28 protein-coding genes are annotated in these 22,665 nt (G+C 27.5%); 12 read left to right on the top strand and 16 right to left on the bottom strand.

Annotated elements, in window-relative coordinates:
• Nucleotides 1–42: 42 nt before the first annotated feature.
• The 3 genes from ACH2BO_RS00740 to tpiA all read left to right on the top strand — a co-directional run bounded on the left by ACH2BO_RS00740 (nucleotide 43) and on the right by tpiA (nucleotide 2,480).
• Nucleotides 43–1,149, top strand: coding sequence for a BT_3928 family protein (locus tag ACH2BO_RS00740; RefSeq protein WP_395042846.1), 1,107 nt, complete (start codon nucleotides 43–45; stop codon nucleotides 1,147–1,149).
• Nucleotides 1,150–1,227: 78 nt separating this feature from the next.
• Entirely contained in the window at nucleotides 1,228–1,728 is a 501-nt protein-coding gene (locus ACH2BO_RS00735; RefSeq protein WP_395042845.1) for a TlpA family protein disulfide reductase, read from the top strand.
• A complete protein-coding gene (tpiA, locus tag ACH2BO_RS00730; RefSeq protein WP_395042844.1) occupies nucleotides 1,728–2,480 on the top strand; it encodes a triose-phosphate isomerase in 753 nt (250 codons plus the stop codon). Before ACH2BO_RS00735 ends, tpiA begins: the two co-directional genes overlap by 1 nt.
• A gap of 73 nt (nucleotides 2,481–2,553) precedes the next feature.
• On the opposite strand, the gene ACH2BO_RS00725 is transcribed toward tpiA, so the two are convergent.
• The 7 genes from ACH2BO_RS00725 to ruvX all read right to left on the bottom strand — a co-directional run bounded on the left by ACH2BO_RS00725 (nucleotide 2,554) and on the right by ruvX (nucleotide 8,424).
• A complete protein-coding gene (locus ACH2BO_RS00725; RefSeq protein WP_395042843.1) occupies nucleotides 2,554–2,856 on the bottom strand; it encodes an antibiotic biosynthesis monooxygenase family protein in 303 nt (100 codons plus the stop codon).
• Between the two features lie 2 nt (nucleotides 2,857–2,858).
• The gene (locus tag ACH2BO_RS00720) at nucleotides 2,859–4,304 is read right to left on the bottom strand and encodes an APC family permease (protein ID WP_395042842.1); all 1,446 of its coding nucleotides are present in this window, start codon (nucleotides 4,302–4,304) and stop codon (nucleotides 2,859–2,861) included.
• A gap of 73 nt (nucleotides 4,305–4,377) precedes the next feature.
• Entirely contained in the window at nucleotides 4,378–5,175 is a 798-nt protein-coding gene (mazG, locus tag ACH2BO_RS00715; protein WP_395042841.1) for a nucleoside triphosphate pyrophosphohydrolase, read from the bottom strand.
• Nucleotides 5,176–5,258: 83 nt separating this feature from the next.
• Nucleotides 5,259–5,780: a DUF5606 domain-containing protein gene (locus tag ACH2BO_RS00710; RefSeq protein WP_395042840.1), complete on the bottom strand. Its 522-nt coding sequence runs from the start codon at nucleotides 5,778–5,780 to the stop codon at nucleotides 5,259–5,261.
• 59 nt (nucleotides 5,781–5,839) lie between these two features.
• Nucleotides 5,840–6,427, bottom strand: a complete 588-nt coding sequence (gene def / locus ACH2BO_RS00705; RefSeq protein WP_395042839.1) for a peptide deformylase — start codon at nucleotides 6,425–6,427, stop codon at nucleotides 5,840–5,842.
• 77 nt (nucleotides 6,428–6,504) lie between these two features.
• Nucleotides 6,505–7,989 (bottom strand): malate:quinone oxidoreductase, encoded by a 1,485-nt coding sequence (locus ACH2BO_RS00700; protein ID WP_395042838.1) that lies wholly within the window; start codon nucleotides 7,987–7,989, stop codon nucleotides 6,505–6,507.
• Nucleotides 7,990–8,004: 15 nt separating this feature from the next.
• A complete protein-coding gene (gene ruvX / locus ACH2BO_RS00695) occupies nucleotides 8,005–8,424 on the bottom strand; it encodes a Holliday junction resolvase RuvX (protein WP_395042837.1) in 420 nt (139 codons plus the stop codon).
• Nucleotides 8,425–8,490: 66 nt separating this feature from the next.
• Between ruvX and ACH2BO_RS00690 the strand changes: the two genes are divergently transcribed.
• Nucleotides 8,491–9,306: a 2,3,4,5-tetrahydropyridine-2,6-dicarboxylate N-succinyltransferase gene (locus tag ACH2BO_RS00690; protein ID WP_395042836.1), complete on the top strand. Its 816-nt coding sequence runs from the start codon at nucleotides 8,491–8,493 to the stop codon at nucleotides 9,304–9,306.
• Between the two features lie 30 nt (nucleotides 9,307–9,336).
• Entirely contained in the window at nucleotides 9,337–10,392 is a 1,056-nt protein-coding gene (locus ACH2BO_RS00685) for a glycosyltransferase family 9 protein (RefSeq protein WP_395042835.1), read from the top strand.
• On the opposite strand, the gene ACH2BO_RS00680 is transcribed toward ACH2BO_RS00685, so the two are convergent.
• Genes ACH2BO_RS00680 through ACH2BO_RS00670 form a run of 3 tightly spaced genes read right to left on the bottom strand, consistent with a single transcriptional unit; the run spans nucleotide 10,375 to nucleotide 12,838 of the window.
• Nucleotides 10,375–11,211 (bottom strand): glycosyltransferase family 2 protein, encoded by an 837-nt coding sequence (locus ACH2BO_RS00680; RefSeq protein WP_395042834.1) that lies wholly within the window; start codon nucleotides 11,209–11,211, stop codon nucleotides 10,375–10,377. The two genes, ACH2BO_RS00685 and ACH2BO_RS00680, sit on opposite strands and share 18 nt — an antisense overlap.
• Nucleotides 11,208–11,963 (bottom strand): Kdo domain containing protein, encoded by a 756-nt coding sequence (locus ACH2BO_RS00675; RefSeq protein ID WP_395042833.1) that lies wholly within the window; start codon nucleotides 11,961–11,963, stop codon nucleotides 11,208–11,210. Before ACH2BO_RS00675 ends, ACH2BO_RS00680 begins: the two co-directional genes overlap by 4 nt.
• Before the next feature lie 5 nt (nucleotides 11,964–11,968).
• The gene (locus tag ACH2BO_RS00670; protein WP_395042832.1) at nucleotides 11,969–12,838 is read right to left on the bottom strand and encodes a hypothetical protein; all 870 of its coding nucleotides are present in this window, start codon (nucleotides 12,836–12,838) and stop codon (nucleotides 11,969–11,971) included.
• Between the two features lie 58 nt (nucleotides 12,839–12,896).
• Between ACH2BO_RS00670 and ACH2BO_RS00665 the strand changes: the two genes are divergently transcribed.
• The 4 genes from ACH2BO_RS00665 to ACH2BO_RS00650 are packed head-to-tail and all read left to right on the top strand — an operon-like array spanning nucleotide 12,897 to nucleotide 16,601.
• A complete protein-coding gene (locus ACH2BO_RS00665; RefSeq protein WP_395042831.1) occupies nucleotides 12,897–13,694 on the top strand; it encodes a glycosyltransferase family 2 protein in 798 nt (265 codons plus the stop codon).
• Nucleotides 13,672–14,601, top strand: a complete 930-nt coding sequence (locus tag ACH2BO_RS00660; RefSeq protein ID WP_395042830.1) for a glycosyltransferase family 2 protein — start codon at nucleotides 13,672–13,674, stop codon at nucleotides 14,599–14,601. The genes ACH2BO_RS00665 and ACH2BO_RS00660 overlap by 23 nt, the downstream gene beginning before the upstream one ends.
• Nucleotides 14,602–14,612: 11 nt before the next feature.
• Nucleotides 14,613–15,182, top strand: a complete 570-nt coding sequence (locus ACH2BO_RS00655; protein WP_395042829.1) for an L-threonylcarbamoyladenylate synthase — start codon at nucleotides 14,613–14,615, stop codon at nucleotides 15,180–15,182.
• Nucleotides 15,183–16,601, top strand: coding sequence for a CCA tRNA nucleotidyltransferase (locus tag ACH2BO_RS00650; RefSeq protein ID WP_395042828.1), 1,419 nt, complete (start codon nucleotides 15,183–15,185; stop codon nucleotides 16,599–16,601).
• Here the strand turns inward: ACH2BO_RS00650 and ACH2BO_RS00645 are convergent, their stop codons facing one another.
• Nucleotides 16,602–17,003, bottom strand: coding sequence for a type II toxin-antitoxin system VapC family toxin (locus ACH2BO_RS00645; RefSeq protein ID WP_395042827.1), 402 nt, complete (start codon nucleotides 17,001–17,003; stop codon nucleotides 16,602–16,604).
• Nucleotides 17,000–17,251, bottom strand: a complete 252-nt coding sequence (locus tag ACH2BO_RS00640) for a type II toxin-antitoxin system Phd/YefM family antitoxin (protein WP_395042826.1) — start codon at nucleotides 17,249–17,251, stop codon at nucleotides 17,000–17,002. Before ACH2BO_RS00640 ends, ACH2BO_RS00645 begins: the two co-directional genes overlap by 4 nt.
• A 143-nt stretch (nucleotides 17,252–17,394) precedes the next feature.
• On the opposite strand from ACH2BO_RS00640, the gene ACH2BO_RS00635 reads away from it, so the two are divergent.
• The 3 genes from ACH2BO_RS00635 (at nucleotide 17,395) to ACH2BO_RS00625 (ending at nucleotide 19,431) form a co-directional block, all read left to right on the top strand.
• Nucleotides 17,395–18,414 carry a heme A synthase gene (locus ACH2BO_RS00635; RefSeq protein ID WP_395042825.1) on the top strand — a complete coding sequence of 340 codons (1,020 nt, stop codon included), beginning with the start codon at nucleotides 17,395–17,397 and terminating at the stop codon, nucleotides 18,412–18,414.
• Between the two features lie 50 nt (nucleotides 18,415–18,464).
• Nucleotides 18,465–19,235, top strand: coding sequence for a CDP-alcohol phosphatidyltransferase family protein (locus tag ACH2BO_RS00630; RefSeq protein ID WP_395042824.1), 771 nt, complete (start codon nucleotides 18,465–18,467; stop codon nucleotides 19,233–19,235).
• 97 nt (nucleotides 19,236–19,332) lie between these two features.
• Nucleotides 19,333–19,431 (top strand): CsbD family protein, encoded by a 99-nt coding sequence (locus tag ACH2BO_RS00625; protein WP_395042823.1) that lies wholly within the window; start codon nucleotides 19,333–19,335, stop codon nucleotides 19,429–19,431.
• Between the two features lie 141 nt (nucleotides 19,432–19,572).
• On the opposite strand, the gene ACH2BO_RS00620 is transcribed toward ACH2BO_RS00625, so the two are convergent.
• From ACH2BO_RS00620 to ACH2BO_RS00605, 4 genes are read right to left on the bottom strand one after another with little or no spacing between them, the layout of a single operon-like run.
• Complete coding sequence (locus ACH2BO_RS00620) at nucleotides 19,573–20,328, bottom strand: LytR/AlgR family response regulator transcription factor (protein ID WP_395042822.1); 756 nt, start codon at nucleotides 20,326–20,328, stop codon at nucleotides 19,573–19,575.
• Complete coding sequence (locus tag ACH2BO_RS00615) at nucleotides 20,325–20,969, bottom strand: hypothetical protein (protein ID WP_395042821.1); 645 nt, start codon at nucleotides 20,967–20,969, stop codon at nucleotides 20,325–20,327. The genes ACH2BO_RS00620 and ACH2BO_RS00615 overlap by 4 nt, the downstream gene beginning before the upstream one ends.
• 26 nt (nucleotides 20,970–20,995) lie before the next feature.
• On the bottom strand, nucleotides 20,996–21,316 hold the full coding sequence (locus ACH2BO_RS00610; RefSeq protein WP_395042820.1) for a 2TM domain-containing protein: 321 nt from the start codon (nucleotides 21,314–21,316) through the stop codon (nucleotides 20,996–20,998).
• A gap of 2 nt (nucleotides 21,317–21,318) precedes the next feature.
• On the bottom strand, nucleotides 21,319–22,656 hold the full coding sequence (locus ACH2BO_RS00605) for a 2TM domain-containing protein (protein WP_395042819.1): 1,338 nt from the start codon (nucleotides 22,654–22,656) through the stop codon (nucleotides 21,319–21,321).
• Between the last annotated feature and the right edge of the window lie 9 nt (nucleotides 22,657–22,665).

Genomic DNA, 22,665 nt, shown 5'->3' with positions numbered 1-22,665 from the left:
CAACCATTTTATTGATTTTTTACCTTTGAAAAAAATAAAACTATGAAAAACAAAATCACACAGTTCTCGAGAATATTCGTTGGAATACTATTTATTATTTCTGGATTAATAAAATTGAATGATCCAGTTGGATTTTCATACAAACTAGCAGAATATTTTAGCGAACCAGTTTTTAATATGCCTTTTTTTATTCCTTTTTCATTAGCTTTTGCTATATTTTTGGTACTATTAGAAGTGGTTTTAGGAGTTATGTTGTTAATTGGCTATAAATCTAAATTTACAATTTGGAGTTTACTTATTCTTATAGTTTTATTCACTTTTCTTACCTTTTATTCGGCCTATTTTAATGTAGTAAAAGATTGTGGATGCTTTGGTGACGCCTTAAAACTAAAACCTTGGGAATCATTTACTAAAGATATAATTCTATTGTTTTTTATTTTGATTTTATTTTTCAACATGAAATTAGTAAGACCACTATTTAATACTAAAATTCAAAATATTTTGGCTTTAGCTAGTATTGGATTATCGGCATTTATGGGATATTGGGTATTAAATCACTTACCAATAAAAGATTTTAGACCATATAAAGTTGGAAATAATATTCAAAAAGGAATGGAAATTCCTGCAAATGCAGAAAAAAGCATTGTTGATATGATTTTTATTTATAAAATAAAAGGTGTGCCAACAGAATTTTTGGAAGCAGATGTTATGGCAGGAAAAATTCCAGCTGATGCAGAATTTGTTGAAAGAAAAGATAAAGTTATTAAAGAAGGTTTTGTGCCACCAATACACGATTTTGCATTAGAATTAGACGGTTCTGATTATAAAGATGAATTATTATTAGAGCCAAAACTTATGATTTTCACTACATATGATTTAGACAAATCGGATGCTGATGGCTTAAAAAAATTAGAAAAACTAAATCAAGAAGCTAAAACAAAAGGATATAAAGTAATTGGATTAACAGCTTCTGTGAAAGAAAAAAGTAATGCAATAAAAAAGCAATATGGTCAAACATTTGATTATTATTTCTGTGATGCAATTGCTATTAAAACTATTGAAAGAGCAAATCCGAGTATCATTATTCTTGAAAAAGGTACAATCAAACAAAAAGTACATTTTAATGATATTGACAAGTTAAAATTATAATATTTTTTAAAATTAATACAATTTTAGGAGCCAATTAATTTTATAAAAATTAAATTTGTTAAAAATAACATTAATATTATGAAAAAAATAATTTCAATTATTTCAGTAATAGCAACTACAATATCTTGCAGTAATGCTCAACAAACAGAATTTTCTAAAGAAACATTAGAATATCAATTAACTACAAAAGATAATAATAAAGTTTCTTTTAATTCTATTTTAGAAAAAAACAAAGGCAAAAAAATTGTTATAGAAATTTGGGCTGGTTGGTGTAGTGATTGTGTAAAAGCAATGCCAAAAGTAAAAGAAATGCAAGCAACAAACCCAAATGTTGCATATGTTTTTATTTCAATGGATAAGCAATTTGACAAATGGAATACTGCTATAGAAAAACATGAAATAATAGGAGAACATTATTGGGTAAATGATGAAAAAATGATGAAAGGTGAATTTGGAAAATCATTAGATATTGATTGGATACCACGATATATTGTAGTTAATAAGTTAGGTAAAATTGAATTATATAGAGCAATTGAAACCGATTTTGAAAAAATAGATAAAGTACTAAAAACTAAATAATGAGAAAAAAAATTGTTGCAGGAAACTGGAAAATGAATAAAAATGCAGAAGAAACAGAAGATTTAATCAATGAATTAATTGAAAAATTGCCTGACGATATTGAAGCCGAAATAATCATTGCTCCAACATTTGTAAATTTAGCTTCGGCAGTTGACCATGTAGAATTTACAAATATTACAATTGCTGCACAAAACATGCACAATGCAGAAAATGGTGCTTTTACTGGCGAAATTTCGGCTGATATGCTTCAAAGTATTGGTGTAGAAACTGTAATTCTTGGTCATTCTGAAAGAAGAGCATATTTTCATGAAACCGATTCTCAATTAGCATTTAAAGTTGACACTGCAATAAAACATAATATGAAAGTTATTTTTTGCTTTGGCGAAGAATTAAAAGATAGACAAGACAAACAACATTTTAATGTTGTCGAAAACCAACTTCGTGATGGATTATTTCATATAAATAATGAAGCTTGGGAAAATATAATTTTGGCATACGAACCAGTTTGGGCGATTGGTACAGGCGAAACTGCAACTCCAGATCAAGCTCAAGAAATGCACGAATTTATTAGAGAAACAGTAAGAACAAGATTTGGAACAATTGCAGACGATGTTTCAATTCTTTATGGAGGAAGTGTAAAACCTGATAATGCCAAAGAAATTTTTGGAAAACCAGACGTTGATGGTGGATTAATTGGTGGCGCAGCATTAAAAGCTGATGATTTTGTTGCGATTGTAAATGGTTTAAAATAAAATTATTTTTATAAAAATATTAATCCTCAACTTGTAAAATAGTTGAGGATTTTTTTAAAAATTTTATAAAAAATTATTTATTAAAACTATATTCTCTTTCTATTAAAGCAATTCTAACTGTATAGTTTTCATACCAAGTGCTAATTCCTTTAGTTTGAGCTTCAAGATGATCTAAGTTTTGCTTCCAGTTTTTTATTGATTCTAAATCTTTCCAATATGAAACTGTAATTCCAATTTCATTTCTTGCAGATTCAACACCTAGAAATCCGTCTTGTAATTTGGCTAAATTTTCCATTTTAGTTGCCATAATTGCATAATCATCATCAATATTAGTTCTAATCGAAGTGAAGATTACTGCATAATATGGTGGTTTCATAATTATTCTTTTTTATTCAAAAATAAATAATATACTGGAATTCCTAATCCAACAATAAACAATCCTAAACTAGTACTTTTTGTGTCATATATCAATAATGTAATACAAATTAATGCAGTAACAATTATGTAAAGCATTGGAATTATTGGATAACCAAAAGCTTTGTAAGGTCGTTCTGCATTTGGTTCTTTTTTTCTTAAAATAAAAATTCCATAAATAGTTAAAATATAAAATAATAAGGATGCAAAAGTAGCATAGGTCAATAAATCTCCATATCTACCAGAAATACAAAGTATACAAGCCCAAAAACATTGCAACCAAAGTGCTTTTGCAGGAACATCATTATTATTTAAATCTTGAGCTTCTTTAAAAAACAATTTATCCTTTGCCATGGCATAAAATAATCTTCCACCAGACAAAATTAATCCGCTATTGCAACCAAATGTTGATACCATTATTAATCCAGCCATTACAAAAACTCCAATATTTCCCATGATAACATTGGCAGCTGCAGCTCCGACTCTATCTTGATTGGCAAACATGATTCCGTTATCAATTACTGAAGTTGCAGTTGGTGATCCTTGTATTGGAAGCAAAGCTAAATAGGCAATGTTTGCCAAAATATAAATTATTGTAACTATTAATGTTCCAAGAAATAAACTTCTCGGAATATTTTTCTTTGGTTCTTTAATTTCTCCTGCAATAAAAGTTACATTGTTCCATGCATCACTAGAAAATAAAGAATTTATTATTGTTGCGCCCATTGCTCCAAGCAAAGCTATTCCTGCCAGTTTTGTTACAGTTATGCTACCATCTGGGTTTAAAACAGTTTTAGATGCATCCCACATATTGGCAAAATTATTAGATAAAACATCTGTTTTTAAACCAACATATAATCCTAAAATTATTATTGCAAAGAGTGCAATAAGTTTTGTTGAAGTAAAAAACAATTGAATAGATTTTCCTGTTTTTACACCTTTAGTATTAATGTAAGTTAGTAAAACAATACTTGCCATTGCAAGAATTTGTTTATTAGTAAAGATAAAACTATCTCCTATTTTAATTAATTCTGTGTCTAAAACCGGAAAAAAAACTGCTGCATATTTAGCAAAAGCTACTGCAACTGCGGCAATAACTCCTGTTTGAATTACAGTAAAAACAGTCCAACCATAAAGAAAAGAAGCTAGTTTTCCGTAAGCACGCTGAATATAAACAAATTGTCCACCAGCATTGGGCATCATTCCAGCCAATTCGCCATAACTTAATGCTGCTGACATTGTTAATAATCCTGTTACTAACCAAATTACTAAAAGCCATGCTGCCGAACCAACATCTTTTGCCATTTGAGCAGTAACAATAAATATTCCTGAGCCAATCATTGAACCTGCAACTATACTTGTAGCATCAATTAATCCTAATGAGCGTTTTAATTCGTGTTTTTCTTCCATTTTTTTGGTTTGTGGTTTTTCAAATATAGTTAATTTTTGATAAAATATTTTTCGTTTTCTTTTTGGATAAAAATTACAATTTCTTAGCTTCTTCCCAAAAAACATCCATTTCTGCTAGTGTCATATCCATTAATGGTTTTCCGAGTTCACCAGCTTTACTCTCAAGATATTGAAATCGTTTAATGAATTTTTTATTGGTTCGTTCTAATGCGTCTTCTGGATTAACGTTTAAAAATCGTGCATAATTTATCATCGAGAATAAAACATCTCCAAATTCGGCTTCAATTTTATCTTGATTTCCAGCTTTAACTTCAACCTGCAATTCTAGTATTTCTTCTTGAACTTTATCCCAAACTTGATGTGATTCTTCCCAATCAAATCCAACTCCTTTTACTTTATCTTGTATTCTACTTGCTTTGACCAATGCAGGCAATCCTTTTGGAACTCCTTCTAAAACTGATTTTTTTCCTTCTTTAAGTTTTAACTTTTCCCAATTTTGTTTTACTTCTTCTTCATCTGTAACCGTAACATCACCATAAATATGAGGATGACGATGTATTAATTTTTCGCAAATTTCATTACATACATCAGCTATATCAAAACCTTTAGTGAGTGATGTCGAACTGTCTTGTGTTTCACTTCCAATTTTGGCATAAAAAACAATATGCAATAATAAATCTCCAAGTTCTTTTTTAATTTCTTGCAAATCATTATTTAATATTGCGTCACCTAATTCATAGGTTTCTTCGATGGTTAAATGTCTTAGGGATTCTAGAGTTTGCTTTTTATCCCACGGACATTTTTCACGCAATTCGTCCATTATATCTAGTAATCTGCTAAACGCATCAAGTTGTTGTTGGCGAGAATTCATGTTTTTTTTTGATTTATGTAAAATTAAAAAATCCTATTACATTACTAATGCAATAGGATTTATTTTTATAAAAAAGTAATTAACTATTTTTTAGCTTTTGCTTTTGGCTTTTGCTCTTTTTCATCTTTTTTATTTACTTTTTCTATTTTAGCTTCTTTCTTTGCTTTAACTTCTTTTACAACTTCTTCCTTAACCACTTCGGCATCAGCAACTTTTGGTTCTTCTTTAGAAACCATTCCTTTTTGTTGAAGCATATTGTACCAATTTAATACTTTTTTAATATCTGATGGATAAACTCTATCTTCATCATAATCTGGTAAAACTTCTTTAAAATAAGCAATCAGTTTTGCATTATCTTCTTTGTGTGAAATTGCTTGACCTTCGTTTTCTTTTACTGCAATTGCACGCATAATATCTACTAAAGGTTTTTCTTCAGTATAAGTATACATAGATATTTCAGATAATAAACTCACGTTACTTCGCAAACTTACAGTAATTTTTTTTCCATCTATCATTGATTCTGCAACAAATCCAGAACGTGTTTGAACTTTTAATTCATATAATCCAGGTTTTCCCGAAATGGCTAATATTTTTTCTACAGTCATTTATTTGAAATTTTTATATTTTTAAAATTATTTTTTAATATTGTTTTTTGATTTGAAAACTATCTTCCTTTTTTATTGGCAAATCTCATTCTATAATCTGGCTTGGCTTTTCCATCCATTATATTTTGTAACTTTTTCTTTATTAACGTCTTTTTTAGTGTAGATATTTTATCTGTAAATAAAATTCCTTCAATATGATCATATTCATGTTGTATTACTCTAGCAATCAAGCCATCATAAACTTCAGTTTTTTTATTAAAATTCTCATCATAATATTCAATTGTAATTTTTTCGTTGCGATAAACATCTTCACGAACATCCGGAATACTCAAGCAACCTTCATTAAAACTCCATTCTTCTCCTTCTTCTTTCAACATATTGGCGTTGATAAAAGTTTGTTTAAAACCTTTTAATTGTTCTTGTTCTTCTTTAGTTAAATCTTCACTATCACTAAATGGCTCAGTGTCAATAACAAATATACGAATTGCAACACCAACTTGTGGCGCAGCTAATCCAACACCATAAGCATTATACATTGTGTCATACATATTAGTTAAAACTTCTTTTAGATTTGGATATTCTATTGAAATTTCATCGCAAATTATTCTTAAAACTGGATCGCCGTAGCCAACAATTGGTAATATCATTATAGTATAAAATTTTAGATTTCAAATGGTATATTTTGAAATCGAGATGCAAAAGTAAACAAAAAAATAAATTAGCGTTACAACTTTAAGTTTTTGCTTGTAATTTCTCTAATTTTTATTAATAATTCTAGATTAGAATTCAACGATTGACCAAAAGATGGAATCATTTTTATTAATTTTTCTTGCCAAATTATATCTGTCATTTTATCGTGAAAACATTTATTTAAAACATCAATCATAATAGAAACAGCAGTTGAAGCACCAGGAGAAGCGCCAAGAAGACAAGCCAAAGTTCCATCATTAGTGGTAATGATTTCTGTTCCAAATTCTAGTATTCCTCCTTCTTCTTCATCTTTTTTTATTACTTGAACTCTTTGTCCTGCATCAAGCAGCGCCCAATCTTCTTGTTTTGCATTAGGAAAATATTCTTGAAGAGCTTCTATTCTTTTTTCATCAGATTGCATTACTTGCTCAATTAAATATTTGGTTAACGGAAGGTTATTCCAACCTGCATATAGCATTGGTTTAATATTGTCAAATTCTAATGATTTTATTAAATCTAAGTAAGAACCATTCTTTAAAAACTTGGTAGAAAAACCAGCAAACGGACCAAAAAGTAATTCTTTTTTGCCGTTGATAATTCTTGTGTCGAGATGAGGAACAGACATTGGTGGTGAACCAACAGCAGCTTTTCCATAAACTTTGGCATGATGTTTTTTAATAACTTCTTGGTTATTACATTTTAGCCATTGACCTCCTACTGGAAAACCTCCATAACCTTCACCTTCTTTAATATTTGCTTTTTCTAATAGCAATAATGATGCTCCACCGGCACCAATAAAAACAAATTTTGCTTTAGATTTTATAGTTTTATCATTATTTAAATCATCAATTTTTAGTTTCCAGGAACTATCTTTTTTTTGTTTAATTTTTCTTACTTCGTGATTGTAAAAAATTGTTACACCTTTTTGGTTAGATAAATATTCGAGCATGTTTTTAGTTAACTCACCAAAATTTACATCTGTTCCTTCATTCATATAAGTCGCAGCAATTTTGTCTTCTCTGCTTCTGTTTTCCATAGTTAAAGGCATCCAAGATAACAGTTCGTCAAAATCGGTACTGAATTTCATTTGTAAAAAAAGTGGATTTTTAACTAATGCTTCGTGTCTTTTTTTAAGATAATTTACATTTTCATTTCCCCAAACAAAACTTAAATGTGGTATTGAATTTATAAAATTTTCTGGATTCGAAATTTTATTATTAGCGACCAAATAACTCCAAAACTGTCTTGATACTTGATAACTTTCGGCAATAGTTATGGCTTTTTTTACATCAATCGTTCCATCTTCATTTTGTGGTGTATAGTTCAATTCGCAAAAAGCGGAATGACCTGTTCCTGCATTATTCCATACATGAGAACTTTCTAGTGCCGGTTTGTCTAATCGTTCATAAATTTCGATAGTGATTTCTGGTTGCAATTCTTTAAGTAAAACGGCTAAAGTTGCACTCATAATTCCAGCACCAATAAGAAGTAAATCAGGATTATTATTTTCAGATTTCATAAAATAGTAAATTTATCAGCAAATAGATTTTCTTAATAAATAGTCTTGTAACATTATTGTTGCTGCAATTTCATCTACTAATGCTTTATTTTTTCTTTGATTTTTTTTCAATCCGCTGTCAATCATGGTTTGAAAAGCCATTTTAGAAGTGAATCTTTCGTCTGATCGTTCTACTTTTATTTCTGGAAATTCAGTTTTAAACTTTGAAACAAATTTTTCGATAACTTCTGTACTTTCAGATGGTTGACCATTCATTTGTTTTGGTTCGCCGATAAGAACTTTTATTACATTTTCTTTAGAAAAATAATCTTTAAGAAAACTAATAGCGGTTTCTGATGGAATTGTTGTTAAACCAGATGCAATTATTTGCAAATCGTCTGTAACAGCAATTCCAGTGCGCTTAATTCCGTAATCTATAGAAAGAATTCTTGGCATCTTATTTTTTAGTAAAGATATAAAATAACCTAACTTGTTTTATATTTGTAAAAAAATATTGATATAATGACCAATTTACAAACTACGATTGAAAATGCTTGGGATAACCGAGATTTATTGAAAGATGAAACTACTTTAAAAACTATTAGAGAAGTAATTGCTTTGCTTGACCAAGGAAAAATTCGTGTTGCAGAACCTACAGAAAAAGGTTGGCAAGTGAATGAATGGGTTAAAAAAGCAGTGGTAATGTATTTTCCTATTCAAAAAATGGAAACTTGGGAAAGTGGAATTTTTGAATATCATGATAAAATGTTATTGAAAACTGGTTATGCCGAAAAAGGAATTCGTGTTGTGCCACCAGCAGTTGCAAGATATGGTGCCTATATTAGTAAAGGTGTAATTTTAATGCCAAGTTATGTAAATATTGGTGCTTATGTAGATGAAGGAACGATGGTAGATACATGGGCAACTGTTGGAAGCTGCGCTCAAATTGGTAAAAATGTTCATCTAAGTGGTGGAGTTGGTATTGGTGGAGTTCTTGAACCGTTGCAAGCTGCGCCAGTTATTATTGAAGATGGTGCTTTTATTGGTTCTAGATGTATTGTTGTTGAAGGTGTTAGAGTTGAAAAAGAAGCTGTTCTTGGTGCCAATGTTTGCCTTACTGCTTCTACAAAAATTATTGATGTTACTGGTAATGAACCTATTGAATATAAAAGATTTGTACCTGCAAGAAGTGTTGTAATTCCGGGAAGTTATACTAAAAAGTTTGCTGCAGGAGATTTTCAAGTACCTTGTGCTTTGATTATTGGACAAAGAAAGCCAAGTACAGATTTAAAAACTTCTTTGAACGATGCACTTAGAGAATATGATGTTGCAGTTTAAAAATTTTATTTAAAAAATATAAAATAATAAATGAAAGTACTGGTAATTCAGAATAAAATGATTGGCGATGTGCTTGCCAGTACTGTTATTTGTGAAGCTTTGAAAAAGCAACACAACGATTGGGAAATTCATTATATGATTCAACCCAATACGTTGCCTGTAATTGAAAACAATAAGTTTATTGATAAAATTATTTTATTTGAAGCTAAAAAAAACAAAGGTTTTAGAAAATTAATTGAATATGGATTGGTTTTAAAAAAAGAAAAATATGATGCTGTTATTGATGCTTATGGCAAATGGCAAAGTAGTATTCCAAGTTATTTTAGTGGTGCAAAAATTAGAATTGGTTTTAAAAAATGGTATACTTCTTTTTTATATTCAGATACTGTTATTCCTAAAAAAAATGTTGATGGTGAAGCTATTTACCACAGATTACAATTGGCAAATGTTTTAAGCAAAGACATTGACAAAGAACTATTTCCTAAAATTTATCTCACGCTTGATGAAATTGAAATTGCCAAAAAAAGTATTTCTAAAAGTTTTAATTCTGCAATTCCAATGATAATGATTAGTGTTCTTGGTAGCGATTATAATAAAAGTTTTCCTGCGAAATATATGTCCCAAATTCTTGACAATATTGTAGAGCAAATGCAAGAAGTGCAATTACTTTTTAATTTTATGCCCAATCAAGAAGCTGAAGCAAGAGCAATTTATAACATTTGTAAACCAGAAACCCAAAAGAAAATTAGTATTGATTTTTATACTAAAAGTTTACGTAGTTTTTTAGCAGTTTTGTCTCAATGTGATGCTTTAATTGGTAATGAAGGTGGAGCAGTTAATATGTCTAAAGCATTAAATATTAATACGTTTACAATTTTTTCTCCTTGGATAAATAAATCATCTTGGAATATAAAAAATGATGATAAAAATCATGTTGCTGTTCATCTAGAAGATTATTTTCCTGAAATATACAATGGTAAACATCCAAAAAAGTTTAAAAAAGATGCTTTAAAATTATATGAAAAATTAAATCCAAATTTGTTTTTAGAAAAACTAAATTCTTTTATTTCAAGAATAAAAATCTAAACCGTTAGGTGTTTTTATAGTTTTATTTTGACGTGTATTTTTTCTTATTTCTAAGTTTTTGCTAAGCGCTTCTTGATTTACATATCCACGTTTATGATCAAGGTGAACACATATTGCATTGTATCTAATTTGCTTTGATTTTAATCCTAAATTAATTAAACGTTCACCAAATTCTCTATCTTCGCCACCATATTGCATTGAATTATTAAAACCATTTATTGCTAAAATATCTTCTTTAAAAGCAGATGAATTATGACCGTTCCAGCTTGCATTTGTTGGTGTTATAAAATTTAAAACCTTGGCTAAAAATCCATTAGATGTTAATTTTATATTTTTAATAGATTTTTTTAATCCGTTTTTTACTAACCATTTTTTAGAAAAACAGTTTTGATTAATTATATCTTGATTCGAAATTAATTGAGAAATAGTCATTGACAATTTAAAATATCCACCAGATAAAAAGCATCCTTTTTCTTTAAATTTTAAATGTGTTGACACAAAATCTTTTCTTGGAATACAATCGCCGTCAGTAAAAATTAAATAATTTGATGAAGTTGCTAAAATTGCTTTATTTAGAATCAATGTTTTTTGAAAACCTTTGTCTTCGTGCCAAACATGAATAATAGGTTGAGTAATAAGCTGTCTTAATTTTTCTATTAAAATTCGAGTTTTATCAGTAGAACCATCATCGGCAATTATTATTTCAAATTGTTGTTCGTCTTGAACACTAAACCCAAAAATAACTTTTTCAAGCCATTCTTCGGCATTGTAAGTGCTCATTATTATTGATGCTTTAATTGGATTTGATTCTGTTTTCAAAATTTTAATTTAGACTTTAATCGTTTTTTTCTAAAAAATTTATACTGAAATTCGCTTGTGTATTGCCACATTTTATCAAATACTTCTTGATATTCTTTACTATAAAGATTGGCATATTCTTCACTCATTATGGCAATCATTTCTTTCTTTGGAGTTAATCTGCACAGGTTTTTCATTCTAGTTTCAAAATTCATTTCGCTGTGAAATTTCATTCTGTTTAAATCAACTAAAAAGAAATTATATTTAGAATTTTCAACTTTTTTAATCAAGGTGTTTCCTGGCGAATGGTCAAGAAATTCTATTCCTTTTTCGTGCAAATTGAAACAAAATTGAGTAAACTGACGCAAGATAATTTCATTTTCAGGATAATCAGGAACTTCAACTAATTCTTTAAATGTTAGTTCAACAACTAAATGTTCACTAACATAATAACTTGAAGTTAAACCAATTAAATTATAGTTTTCTAAAAAAGCAATGGGTTGCGGAGTTCCTATATTTTTTTCTTTTAAAATTGTAGCATATTCAAATGAACGTTTGGCTTTAGAATTTCTAAAATACTTATATATTACTTGATTTAAAAGATTTGGAATTTTGAACGATTTAATATTTATTGTAGAATCATCTAGAGTAAATAATTTTATTTTATTACGCTTTCCATCTGCAAATAATTTTCCTGAAGTTTCAAAATTCTTGATACAATTGAAAACTTCTGTTTCATTAGTATTTAATGCTTTATATAATTCAAATTTCATAACAATTAGTTCTCATTTATATCCACAAAATATTCTTTAAACTTTTCTTTACCTTCATTAGTTTGTAAATATTTTGGAAAATCTAAATTGTTTTTTTGAACTTCAAATTCCATATTCCTACCAAATAAATCTTTACCAGATTTAATGTTTTCAAGTATTGCAGCTTCGTCTTTATATTGTTTTAAATTAAATTCTGTATGTGAAAATGCTTCAAGCTTTTCGATAATTTTTTTTACACCACCAAGATAAGTAAAGTGCCAACCTGCATTTGGAATTATTTTATAAACTTCACCTCTACGCTTAGTTCGCATAATAATTCGTCTAAATCTAAATCTTTGTGGTTTTTTGTCTAAAAGTTTATAGGGTAATAATGCTGTGCAATGCCAAATTCCGGTTTTAGATTCTTCTTTAGTCATATTGCTTCCACCATCAAAAACCAATTTATTATTTAAAAAATACATATACATATCCATTTTTAAACCATAAACTTTATCAATTCCTTTTTCTAATTGTTTTTTTAATACATTAGTGTTCGGAATTTCATCTACATCAGAAATCATAATAATATCATCTGGCTTGCAATTTTTTAAACCTTTTACAACCGAATTTCTTTGAAAATATTCAAGTTTCCAAGCAGAAAAAGGATTAATAACAGGAATAAATAATGGATATCTAGTAAGCTTTATATGAATGATTTTATCTAAGAATTTAGAAAATCTTTGTTTGTTTTCTTCAAATATAAAAGGTTTTGGTGAATTTTGAAAAGTTCTATCAGCTTCTACAAGTACAAACTTGTCAACCACATCGTTAAGTTCATTTAGCCGAATCTCCAATAAATCTAATTCATTGAAAAAAATAAAACAATCGTATACCATATATTATTTTTCACAAATATATAAAAAAATAGTAACTTGCAAGAGTCAAAAAACAACTATGAAAGTCGATATTAAATGCTCACTTATTACGCCAACTTACAATTGGAATGAAGCTTTAGAATTGTTATTACTGAGCGTTTTAAACCAAACTGTTTTACCAAATGAAGTTATAATTGCTGATGATGGTTCTAAAAATGACACTAAAATATTAATAGAAAAATTTCAAAAAAATTTTCCAATTCCATTGATTCATATTTGGCACGAAGACTTAAAAAACAGAAAACCAAAAATAATGAATCAAGCCATTGCAAAGTCTAACTATGAATATATTATAGAAATTGATGGTGATATAATTATGAACAAACATTTTGTAGAAGATCATTTAAATTTTGCTCAAAAAGGATATTATCTTTATGGTTCACGTGTAAACATTAAAGAATCAATACTTTCTACAATTTTTTCTAAAAAAATAATTCATTTTAACCTTTTTTCATCTGGAATAAAAAAACGAGCTCGAACAATTCGACTTCCTTTTATGATGAAATTTACTGAAATTGTTGCTACACGTTCTTCAAAACTTAGAGGTTGTAATATGTCTTTTTGGAAGTCAGATTTTATAAAAATAAATGGTTTTAATGAAAGTTTAGTTGGTTGGGGAATTGATGATTCTGAAATGATAGAACGTTTGCACAACATTGGAATTAAAGGAAAAAGATTGAAATTTGCAGGAATTGTATATCACATTTATCATAAAGAACAAGATAAAAATCATATAGAAATTAACAATGAAATAGAACGTTTAACCAAAGAAAAAAAGTTGACTTTTATTGAAAATGGAATTAATCAATACTTATAAAATGTTTGATATAGCAGTTATTTTAATCAATTACAATTCAAGTTTGCACAGTATAAATTGTATAAAAACCATTTATGAAAAAACTTCAAAAGCTACTAATTTTCAAATAATAATTACTGATAATTGTTCAAAGGTTGAAGATTATAATCAATTAAAATCGTTTTGTGATAGTTCAAATTTTCCTAATTTACAATTGCATAGAAACACAGTAAATTCTGGTTTTGGTGGCGGAAATATGTATGGCCATCAATTTGCAAATGCTAAGTACTTGGCGTTTTTAAACAATGACACACTGTTATTAAATGATTGTTTAACAATTTTAAAAGATAATTTAGACATAAATCCAACAATTGGAATTGCTGGTGCACAAGCATATAAAGAAAATGGCGATTTTTTAATATCATTAGATCATTTTGCATCACCAACTAGAGAAATTTTAGGAAGAGGTTTTTTAGAATTAATTAACCCAAAAAAATATCCAAAAAGAAAGAAAAAATATACCAATCCTGTGCAAGTAAATTTTGTTCCAGGAAGTTTTATGTTTGTTAGAAAAGAAGATTTTGATAAAATTGACGGATTTGATTTAAACATTTTTTTATATTATGAGGAAACCGATTTGTGTTTGAGATTAAATAAAATTAACAAATTTGCTTATTTAATACCTGAAGCCGAATTTATTCATTTTCACGGAGTTAGTACTCAAAAATCTATTGCTATAAAAAAAGAACTAAAAATTTCATTATTATACATTATGAAAAAACATTATGGTAATTTTGGATATTTTATAGTTAGAATTTTTTTACTTATAAAATATGGATTAAGCAGTATAATTAAATCTAAAAACAGACCACTTTTTTCATTAATTTATCGTGGCGCACCAATGGGCGAATCATTAAAATTTAAATAGAAAATAAAGAAATGCAAGATATAAATCAAGAAATTCAAAAAGCATTTGAAGTAATTCTAAACGGAGGAATAATTCTATATCCAACAGATACCGTATGGGGAATTGGCTGCGATGCTACTAATGTTGAGGCAGTTGCAAAAATTTATGCCTTAAAAAAACGTGCCGAAACTCAAAGTATGATTGTGCTTATGAATGGCGAAAAAATGATGTATAATGTTTTTAAAGACATTCCAGAAGTAGCTTGGCAAATTATGGATTTATCAGAAAATCCTACTACATTAATTCTTGATAATCCAAGAAATGTTGCTGCTAATTTAATTGCTGCAGATAAATCACTTGGAATTAGAGTTGTAAAAGAACCTTTTTGTTTTAAACTATTAGAACGAATGAAAAAACCGTTGGTTTCTACATCTGCAAATATTTCTGGTCAACCAACTCCTATTGCTTTTAAAGATATTAATCCCGAAATTGTGAAAGGTGTTGACTATGTTGTAAATTTGCATCGCGAAAGAATTGCTGGAAAACCATCTACAATTATTAAATTGACTAATGATTCTCAGGTTAAAGTTTTAAGAAAATAAATGAATTACAATAAAGCATTAAACAATCCAATATTTAAAATAATTGCACAAGCAAGTCAAGAACTTAACGTTGAAAGTTATGTTATTGGTGGCTTTGTTCGCGATTTTATATTAGAAAAAGAATCTAAAAAAGACATAGATATTGTTGCCGTTGGTTCTGGAATTGAATTGGCGCAAAAAGTTTCTTTACTGCTTCCTAAAAAACCTAAAGTTCAAGTATTTAAAACTTATGGCACAGCAATGTTAAGGTTTCAAGATATTGATATTGAATTTGTTGGAGCAAGAAAGGAATCCTACAATAAAGAAAGTAGAAACCCTATTGTAGAGAACGGAACGCTTGAAGACGATCAAAATCGAAGAGATTTTACTATAAATGCAATGGCTTTTTCATTAAATGAAAAAAATTATGGTGAATTGGTTGATCCATTTGATGGTTTTACAGATTTGAAAAATAAAATAATAAAAACACCATTAAATCCTGACATTACTTATTCTGATGATCCTTTACGAATGTTACGAGGTATTCGATTTGCTGCACAATTAAAGTTTACAATTGAAGAAAATTCATTAAACTCAATTACAAAAAATGCTCATCGAATTAAAATAATTTCTGGAGAACGAATTGTAGAAGAATTAAATAAAATTTTATTAACCGAAAAACCTTCTATTGGATTTTTACTTTTATACAAAACTGGACTTTTAGATATTATTTTACCAGAATTAACTGCTTTAAATAATGTTGAAGAAATTGAAGGTCATACACATAAAAATAATTTTTATCATACTCTAGAAGTTGTAGATAATATTTGTCCGACAACCGATGATGTATGGTTGCGATGGTCAGCATTATTGCACGACATTGGAAAAGCACCAACCAAAAAATTCAATAATAAACAAGGTTGGACATTTCACGGACACGAATTTCTTGGCGGAAAAATGGCAAAAAAAATCTTTGAACGTTTGCACATGCCATTGAATAACAAAATGAAATTTGTGCAAAAAATGGTTACAATGAGTTCTAGACCAATAATTTTGGCAGAAGATGTTGTTACTGATTCGGCTGTTCGAAGATTGATTTTTGATGCAGGAGAAGATGTTGATAATTTAATGACACTTTGCGAAGCCGATATTACTACTAAAAATCCTAAAAAATTTAAAAAATACCATGATAATTTTGATATTGTTCGCAAGAAAATTATTGAAGTTGAAGAACGCGATCATGTTAGAAATTTTCAACCTCCAATTACCGGAGAACAAATTATGGAATTATTTAATTTAAAACCATCAAGAGAAATTGGAGTTTTAAAAGAAGCTGTAAAAGAAGCAATTCTTGATGGAAAAATTCCTAACGATTATCAAGCTGCATATGATTTAGTAGTGAAACGTGCCGAAAAAATGGGATTGAAAATTCAGCAATAATTACCATAATAATTGCAAACCTTCAGTTCTGTATGGACTCATATTTACATCATTAGAAATTAATGTAAAATTATTTTTTATGGCTTGCCAAATTAAAATTCTATCAAAAAGATCTTTATGATAAACTAATTTCAATTCCCAAAAAGAAGCTGTATCATCAACATTTAATGGCAATGATTTATAACCTTGTTCTTTAAATATTTGTGGTAGTTCTGAAACATTTAATTTATTTAAATCAAGCTTATTTAAAGAATATTTTATAGAAATTTCCCAAAAACTTACAGCGCTAATATAAATTTCGTTATCTAAATTTTTAATTTTCTGCAAAGTTGAATTTGGAATTTTATCAACATCAAATAACAACCACAAAACTACATGTGTGTCTAATAAAAAATTACTCATATTGGTAAATCGTTTATTGGAAACTCATCTTCAGTTGTTTCACAAAAATTTTCAGCCATGTAATATCCTTCCATTTTATCAAACAATCCAACACTTCTTTCTAGTTTTAAAGCTTTCACTTTGGGTTTAAAATATCCAATAATTTCTTTTTTCTTACCATACGTAACTGCAATTTCTTCACCTTTTTTAACTTGTTCAATTACCTCAGAAAAATGAGTTTTAAATTCGCCAACTGTCATCGTTTTCATAACTTTAATCTTTTATTACAACAAATATAAATTTTATTTGACAACTTGACAAGAAAATAAATAAATCATTAACAAATGTTATTCTGTATATCTTAATTTTATACTTAATTTTACAAAAAATAAATAGGATTAGACGTTTAAAAATGAAAAAATACTTTACAAAATCTGCAAAAACATCTTTAGTTTTGGTCTATTTAGTAATAATTGCAGGAGCTTTAGTTAGAATGACTGGTTCTGGAATGGGTTGTCCAGATTGGCCAAAATGTTTTGGATATTATATTCCGCCAACACAAGAAAAAGAATTATTATTTGCTGTTGGAAAAGAGTATAACAAAGGACAAGTAATTATAAAAGATAAAACTTTGCTTGTAGCAAAAAAAGATTTTATTGCATCCAAAAACTTCGAAATAATTAATTGGGAGAAATATACAAAACATGATTATGCAGTTTTCAATCCGTTTCATACTTGGGTTGAATATATAAATAGATTGTTTGGAGCACTTGCCGGAATAGCTTGTTTTATAACATTTATTATCTCTTTTTGGTTTTGGAAAGAAAATAAAAAACTTCTAATTCTAGCTTTTTTAATTTGTGTTTTAATGGGTTTTCAAGCTTGGTTAGGAAAAACAGTAGTTGATTCTGTATTAAATCCATTTAAGATTACAACTCACATGCTTGTTGCATTAATAATTGTAGCATTTCAGTTAATTCTAATTTATTCTGCTAGAAAGATTAAAAAAATAATGATTTATGATAATAAATTTAATTTAATATTAATTTTTGCATTAATATTCACCATCATTCAAATAATTTTGGGAACTACAGTTCGAGAATATGTTGATACTATTTCAGAAACTGGATTGCCTAAAATTTTATGGCTTCAAAACCCAAGTGTATCATTTTATATTCATCGCAGTTTTTCGATTGTAGTTTTTCTAACAATTATTTATCTTTATTTAAGAAATAGAAAACTAAATTTAGGTTTCAATAAAATGAATTGGGTGTTGATTTTATTAATTCTTGAAATTATATCTGGAATTTCAATGTATTATTTAGATTTTCCTTTTGGAACACAAACAATTCATATTGTAATAGCAACATTGTTATTTGGATTTCAATTTTATATGATTTTAGAATCTAAAAGTAAAAAAACACAATTATAACTATATTTGCCATCAGACTATATTGTCGCAGTTACACTCACTAACTTTAAATGTCAAAACTTGCTGCTCAAGATAAATTTCTTGACTTATCGGATTATGGAAGACCTTTTGGAAAAATTCTTGCTAATTCTTTAAAAAACACACGCTTCACTCCTATTCATGTTACGTTGCTTTTTGGAATTTCTGGTTTGATAGCAATTTATTTCATCTTAAATACTCACTATTTATTAGCCGGATTTTTTATTATTTTAAAATCTGGAATTGATGCTGCCGATGGCGAATTGGCTAGATTAAAAAACAAACCTTCTTATTCTGGAAGATATTTAGATAGTATATTTGATATTATTCTGAATTTATTGTTTTTATTGGCAATTTGGTATGTTTCTAAAACTACAATTTGGATGACATTATTAGCATTTGTTGGACTTCAATTGCAAGGAACGCTTTATAATTATTACTATGTAATTCTAAGAAATAAATCAGTTGGTGGAGATTCAACAAGTAAAATTTTTGAATATAAAACTCCAAAAGCATTACATGGTGAAAATCAAAAATTAGTCAATATTTTGTTTAAAATTTATAAATTAGTTTATGGGATTTTTGATAAAATAATTCACTTTTTAGATCAAGATGCCTATAAAGTAAAAACATTTCCAAACTGGTTTATGACACTGCTTTCAGTATATGGCCTAGTATTTCAATTGTTAATAATTGCTATTATGTTGCCTTTGGGATATATCGAATTTATAATTCCATTTTTTATAATTTATACAGCTTTGATAATTATTATAATTGGTATTAGAAAACAATTTATCGTTTAATTATGTAATTTTTTATCTAAATTTTAAAACTATTGTTTCTTCTAATTCACGAAATTTGAATTAAAATAAAATACATTATTAATTTAATTTTAAAGTCATGCCAAATTCAACTGAAATTAAGGGAAACTGGGAACAGCTAAAAGGAAAAATGAAACAAAAATTTGCAGAATTAACTGACGATGATTTGATGTTTTAAGAAGGAAAAGAGCAAGAAATGTGGGGTAAATTGCAAGAAAAATTGGGTAAAACCGAAAAAGAAATTAAATCATTATTTGAATAACAAATTCAAAAAAAATGAAAAAAAACCATCAAAATATAAATCGTTTGATGGTTTTTTTTATCCCAACCAAGTTTTAAAATCGGTAACTTTTTCTCTTGAAACAATTACATCATCTTCTTTATAGGATGGTAATACAACTTTTAAACGAGAATTAGAATGCATTTGAATTTCTTTAATTGATTTCATTGGTATAATAAATTTTCTAGAAACTCTGTAAAAATCTTTTGGATCTAATTCTGCTTCCAATTGCTCTAATGTATTGTCTAACAAGTAGTTTCTGTTTTCAAAAGTATGTAAATATGTTCCTTTATTTTCGCTATAAAAACATTCTACATCTTCAATATTTATCATTTTTAATTGTTGCCCCAATTTTATTGTAAAACGTTTTTTAAAATGCGTTTCTGTAGGATTGGCAAACATTTTTTTTATTTGATCTATATCTAGTTGAATGGTTTCTTTCTTTGGTAAACGTTCTTTGAATTTTGAAACAGCAACTTGCAATTCTTCTTCGTCAATTGGTTTTAATAAATAATCAATGCTGTTTAGTTTAAAAGCTTGCAAAGCATATTCATCATAGGCAGTTGTAAAAATTACAGCACTTTTAATGTTTATTTTTTCGAAAATCTCAAATGATAATCCATCAGATAATTGAATGTCTAGAAAAATTAAATCTGGATGAATATTAGTAGAAAACCAGTTGATAGATTCTTCTACAGAATGAAGCATTACCTCAACATTTATATTTAATTTTTCGAGTTTACGTTGCAATAATCGTGCAGCAGGTTTTTCGTCTTCTATAATAATTATATTCATTTTGCAATTTTATGTTTTTTAGACCAAATAAAGATTAAAGGAACTATTAAAACTGAAGGTAAAAGCCAAGCAATTACTGGTGGCAAATAAGTATTGTTTACAACAAGAAAAGCAGTTGTAGCAGCTATAAATGCTCCTGTCATTCTTTGAATATGAACTAATAACCAAACATTTTTATCTTTACTTTTTCCTTTATAATTTTTAAAATCTGATAAAACCATCAATACACTTATTAATCCAAATGTTAGTAAAACAAAGCCAAAAGTATTAGATTTTAAAAATAAAAGAATACTATAAATTATAAATCCAATTCCGAAGAATAACATTGTAAAACTTAAAAACCAATCTATTTTTAGAACTTTTTGACCTTTTGAAACTCCTTTTAAAGATAAATAACGTTGACCTGTTGCAACCATATAAACTGTAAAAATTCCAATTATAAACAAAAATAAATTTGGATGAATTATGGTCATAATCATTCCGAAAACTCCATTTATTATCATACTAAAAAAGAAAAATTTTCCAATTAATTTATGCTTTTTATCTCCTTTTTTTCTTATAATATTTAGTGTGCCAGTTACTAAGCCAATTGCTCCTGCAAAAACATGAACAAAAAGTAAAATTTTAAAAAGTAATTCCATGTTTTAAAAATAGTATTAATTTATAATTATTCCCATTTATTATTTTTCTCTTTTTCCATCATTTCATTAATTTTTTTCTCTTCCCAATTTTTACCAAAAATCATTCCTGGCACAAAAGTAGAAAGTGCATGTGCAATTAAACCAATTCCCCAAAAGAAAGCTGTCATAAAATTTTCTAATTTAAAATAGCTTTCACCATCATTTAGGTTTTGAATATTTACAATTACAATCATTATATTTATTACCAAATAAACAATTAAATGTGTGTAAAATCCTTTTATTTTTTTTACTCGTTTTAGTGCTTCACTGTAACGAATTTCGTCGTTAGATTTATTTATTGTTTCCATAATTAACTCCATTTATTGGTTACATTATTTTCTTTATTTATGATTTCTTGAATCTTCTTTTCTTCCCAAGATTTTCCGTATCCAAAAGTTTCTAAAGCATGAAAAGCAACACCCATTCCCCAACCCAACATAGGAAACCAAAACCATTGAAAGCTAGACGAATTAAGATTTATTATTATTAAAATTGGTATTACAAAACAGTAGGAAATTAAATTTCCATAAAAACCTTTTAGTTTTTCTACACGTTCTTTTGCTCTCACAAAAGCCCTATTTTCATTGTAAACATTTTTAGTTTCCATAAATGCAACTTGTTTGGTTAAAATTGGAATCAATACTCTAAAATAAGATTCCTTTTCTTCTATTAAAACTTTTCTTTCTGATAATAATTTATATCGTTCTACTATATTTTGTAAACCAACTCCTCTTCTATTTTGCAAAACTTCTTTCTTTTGAAAATTGTTTTCTACAACTAGAAAATTGTCTTTTACAAAAATTTTAATTTGCAATGGTTTTTGTTCGCTTACAACGTTGTGTTTAATGGTATTTTCTAATAATAATTGTAACGAAAGTGGAACTACTTTTGCTTCTGTATTATCATAATTTTCAGGTAATTCGAAGCTTATACTGTTTTCAAACCGCATTTTTAATAAATTCATATACGTTTTTGCAAAATTCAATTCTTCTTGAACGCTAACCAATTCTTTATCTTTTTGTTCAAGAACATATCTGTAAATTTTAGATAAGGAAGTGGTGAATTTTTGAGCATTCTCGGGATTTTCCTCTATTAATGAACTCAACACATTTAAACTATTAAAAAGAAAATGTGGATCGATTTGATTTTTTAAACTTTCAAATTTAGCATTTGCTGTTCCAGCAATTATCTTTTGTTCTTTTACTTTGTTTTCATTGTAAGCTTTATAGAAATAAAAAGCATGAAAAGATATCGTTACAAAAAATGTTATAAGAATGGAAACTACATAGTTAGCCATAGTTTCTTTACTTAAAAATTCTATTAAAGTTTTATTCTCAATAATCACATCTTCAAAAATTCTTAATAAGAAAATTACAAAAACAGAAATAAAAAATGAAGATAAAAAACCAATTAATATTCTCTTTTGAGTAAATCGTTCTGTTTTAAAAATTTTATCTAAATATATAAATACTAATGCATTAGCATAATATAAAGAAAGACCATAGAGCATTGAATATCCAAAATTAATTAACAAACCATTATTTAATTCAATTTTAACTCCTGTCATCATTCTTATTATCAACAATACAATAAAAATTGATATTGAAATAAAAATAGCTCTTGGTAATTCTTTTATAAGTCTATTCATTTTTTCTTG

Origin of the sequence: Flavobacterium sp. (assembly GCF_043773265.1) — a bacterium.
GTDB lineage: Bacteria > Bacteroidota > Bacteroidia > Flavobacteriales > Flavobacteriaceae > Flavobacterium.
This window is presented reverse-complemented; position numbering and strand designations above follow the sequence as displayed.

What these genes read in the sequence shown, in the direction of transcription:
- ACH2BO_RS00740 (WP_395042846.1), top strand. Translation starts at nt 43, where the DNA reads ATGAAAAACAAAATCACACAGTTCTCGAGAATATTCGTTGGAATACTA.
- ACH2BO_RS00735 (WP_395042845.1), top strand. Translation starts at nt 1,228, where the DNA reads ATGAAAAAAATAATTTCAATTATTTCAGTAATAGCAACTACAATATCT.
- tpiA (WP_395042844.1), top strand. Translation starts at nt 1,728, where the DNA reads ATGAGAAAAAAAATTGTTGCAGGAAACTGGAAAATGAATAAAAATGCA.
- ACH2BO_RS00725 (WP_395042843.1), bottom strand. Translation starts at nt 2,856, where the DNA reads ATGAAACCACCATATTATGCAGTAATCTTCACTTCGATTAGAACTAAT.
- ACH2BO_RS00720 (WP_395042842.1), bottom strand. Translation starts at nt 4,304, where the DNA reads ATGGAAGAAAAACACGAATTAAAACGCTCATTAGGATTAATTGATGCT.
- mazG (WP_395042841.1), bottom strand. Translation starts at nt 5,175, where the DNA reads ATGAATTCTCGCCAACAACAACTTGATGCGTTTAGCAGATTACTAGAT.
- ACH2BO_RS00710 (WP_395042840.1), bottom strand. Translation starts at nt 5,780, where the DNA reads ATGACTGTAGAAAAAATATTAGCCATTTCGGGAAAACCTGGATTATAT.
- def (WP_395042839.1), bottom strand. Translation starts at nt 6,427, where the DNA reads ATGATATTACCAATTGTTGGCTACGGCGATCCAGTTTTAAGAATAATT.
- ACH2BO_RS00700 (WP_395042838.1), bottom strand. Translation starts at nt 7,989, where the DNA reads ATGAAATCTGAAAATAATAATCCTGATTTACTTCTTATTGGTGCTGGA.
- ruvX (WP_395042837.1), bottom strand. Translation starts at nt 8,424, where the DNA reads ATGCCAAGAATTCTTTCTATAGATTACGGAATTAAGCGCACTGGAATT.
- ACH2BO_RS00690 (WP_395042836.1), top strand. Translation starts at nt 8,491, where the DNA reads ATGACCAATTTACAAACTACGATTGAAAATGCTTGGGATAACCGAGAT.
- ACH2BO_RS00685 (WP_395042835.1), top strand. Translation starts at nt 9,337, where the DNA reads ATGAAAGTACTGGTAATTCAGAATAAAATGATTGGCGATGTGCTTGCC.
- ACH2BO_RS00675 (WP_395042833.1), bottom strand. Translation starts at nt 11,963, where the DNA reads ATGAAATTTGAATTATATAAAGCATTAAATACTAATGAAACAGAAGTT.
- ACH2BO_RS00670 (WP_395042832.1), bottom strand. Translation starts at nt 12,838, where the DNA reads ATGGTATACGATTGTTTTATTTTTTTCAATGAATTAGATTTATTGGAG.
- ACH2BO_RS00665 (WP_395042831.1), top strand. Translation starts at nt 12,897, where the DNA reads ATGAAAGTCGATATTAAATGCTCACTTATTACGCCAACTTACAATTGG.
- ACH2BO_RS00660 (WP_395042830.1), top strand. Translation starts at nt 13,672, where the DNA reads ATGGAATTAATCAATACTTATAAAATGTTTGATATAGCAGTTATTTTA.
- ACH2BO_RS00655 (WP_395042829.1), top strand. Translation starts at nt 14,613, where the DNA reads ATGCAAGATATAAATCAAGAAATTCAAAAAGCATTTGAAGTAATTCTA.
- ACH2BO_RS00650 (WP_395042828.1), top strand. Translation starts at nt 15,183, where the DNA reads ATGAATTACAATAAAGCATTAAACAATCCAATATTTAAAATAATTGCA.
- ACH2BO_RS00645 (WP_395042827.1), bottom strand. Translation starts at nt 17,003, where the DNA reads ATGAGTAATTTTTTATTAGACACACATGTAGTTTTGTGGTTGTTATTT.
- ACH2BO_RS00640 (WP_395042826.1), bottom strand. Translation starts at nt 17,251, where the DNA reads ATGAAAACGATGACAGTTGGCGAATTTAAAACTCATTTTTCTGAGGTA.
- ACH2BO_RS00635 (WP_395042825.1), top strand. Translation starts at nt 17,395, where the DNA reads ATGAAAAAATACTTTACAAAATCTGCAAAAACATCTTTAGTTTTGGTC.
- ACH2BO_RS00630 (WP_395042824.1), top strand. Translation starts at nt 18,465, where the DNA reads ATGTCAAAACTTGCTGCTCAAGATAAATTTCTTGACTTATCGGATTAT.
- ACH2BO_RS00625 (WP_395042823.1), top strand. Translation starts at nt 19,333, where the DNA reads ATGCCAAATTCAACTGAAATTAAGGGAAACTGGGAACAGCTAAAAGGA.
- ACH2BO_RS00620 (WP_395042822.1), bottom strand. Translation starts at nt 20,328, where the DNA reads ATGAATATAATTATTATAGAAGACGAAAAACCTGCTGCACGATTATTG.
- ACH2BO_RS00615 (WP_395042821.1), bottom strand. Translation starts at nt 20,969, where the DNA reads ATGGAATTACTTTTTAAAATTTTACTTTTTGTTCATGTTTTTGCAGGA.
- ACH2BO_RS00610 (WP_395042820.1), bottom strand. Translation starts at nt 21,316, where the DNA reads ATGGAAACAATAAATAAATCTAACGACGAAATTCGTTACAGTGAAGCA.
- ACH2BO_RS00605 (WP_395042819.1), bottom strand. Translation starts at nt 22,656, where the DNA reads ATGAATAGACTTATAAAAGAATTACCAAGAGCTATTTTTATTTCAATA.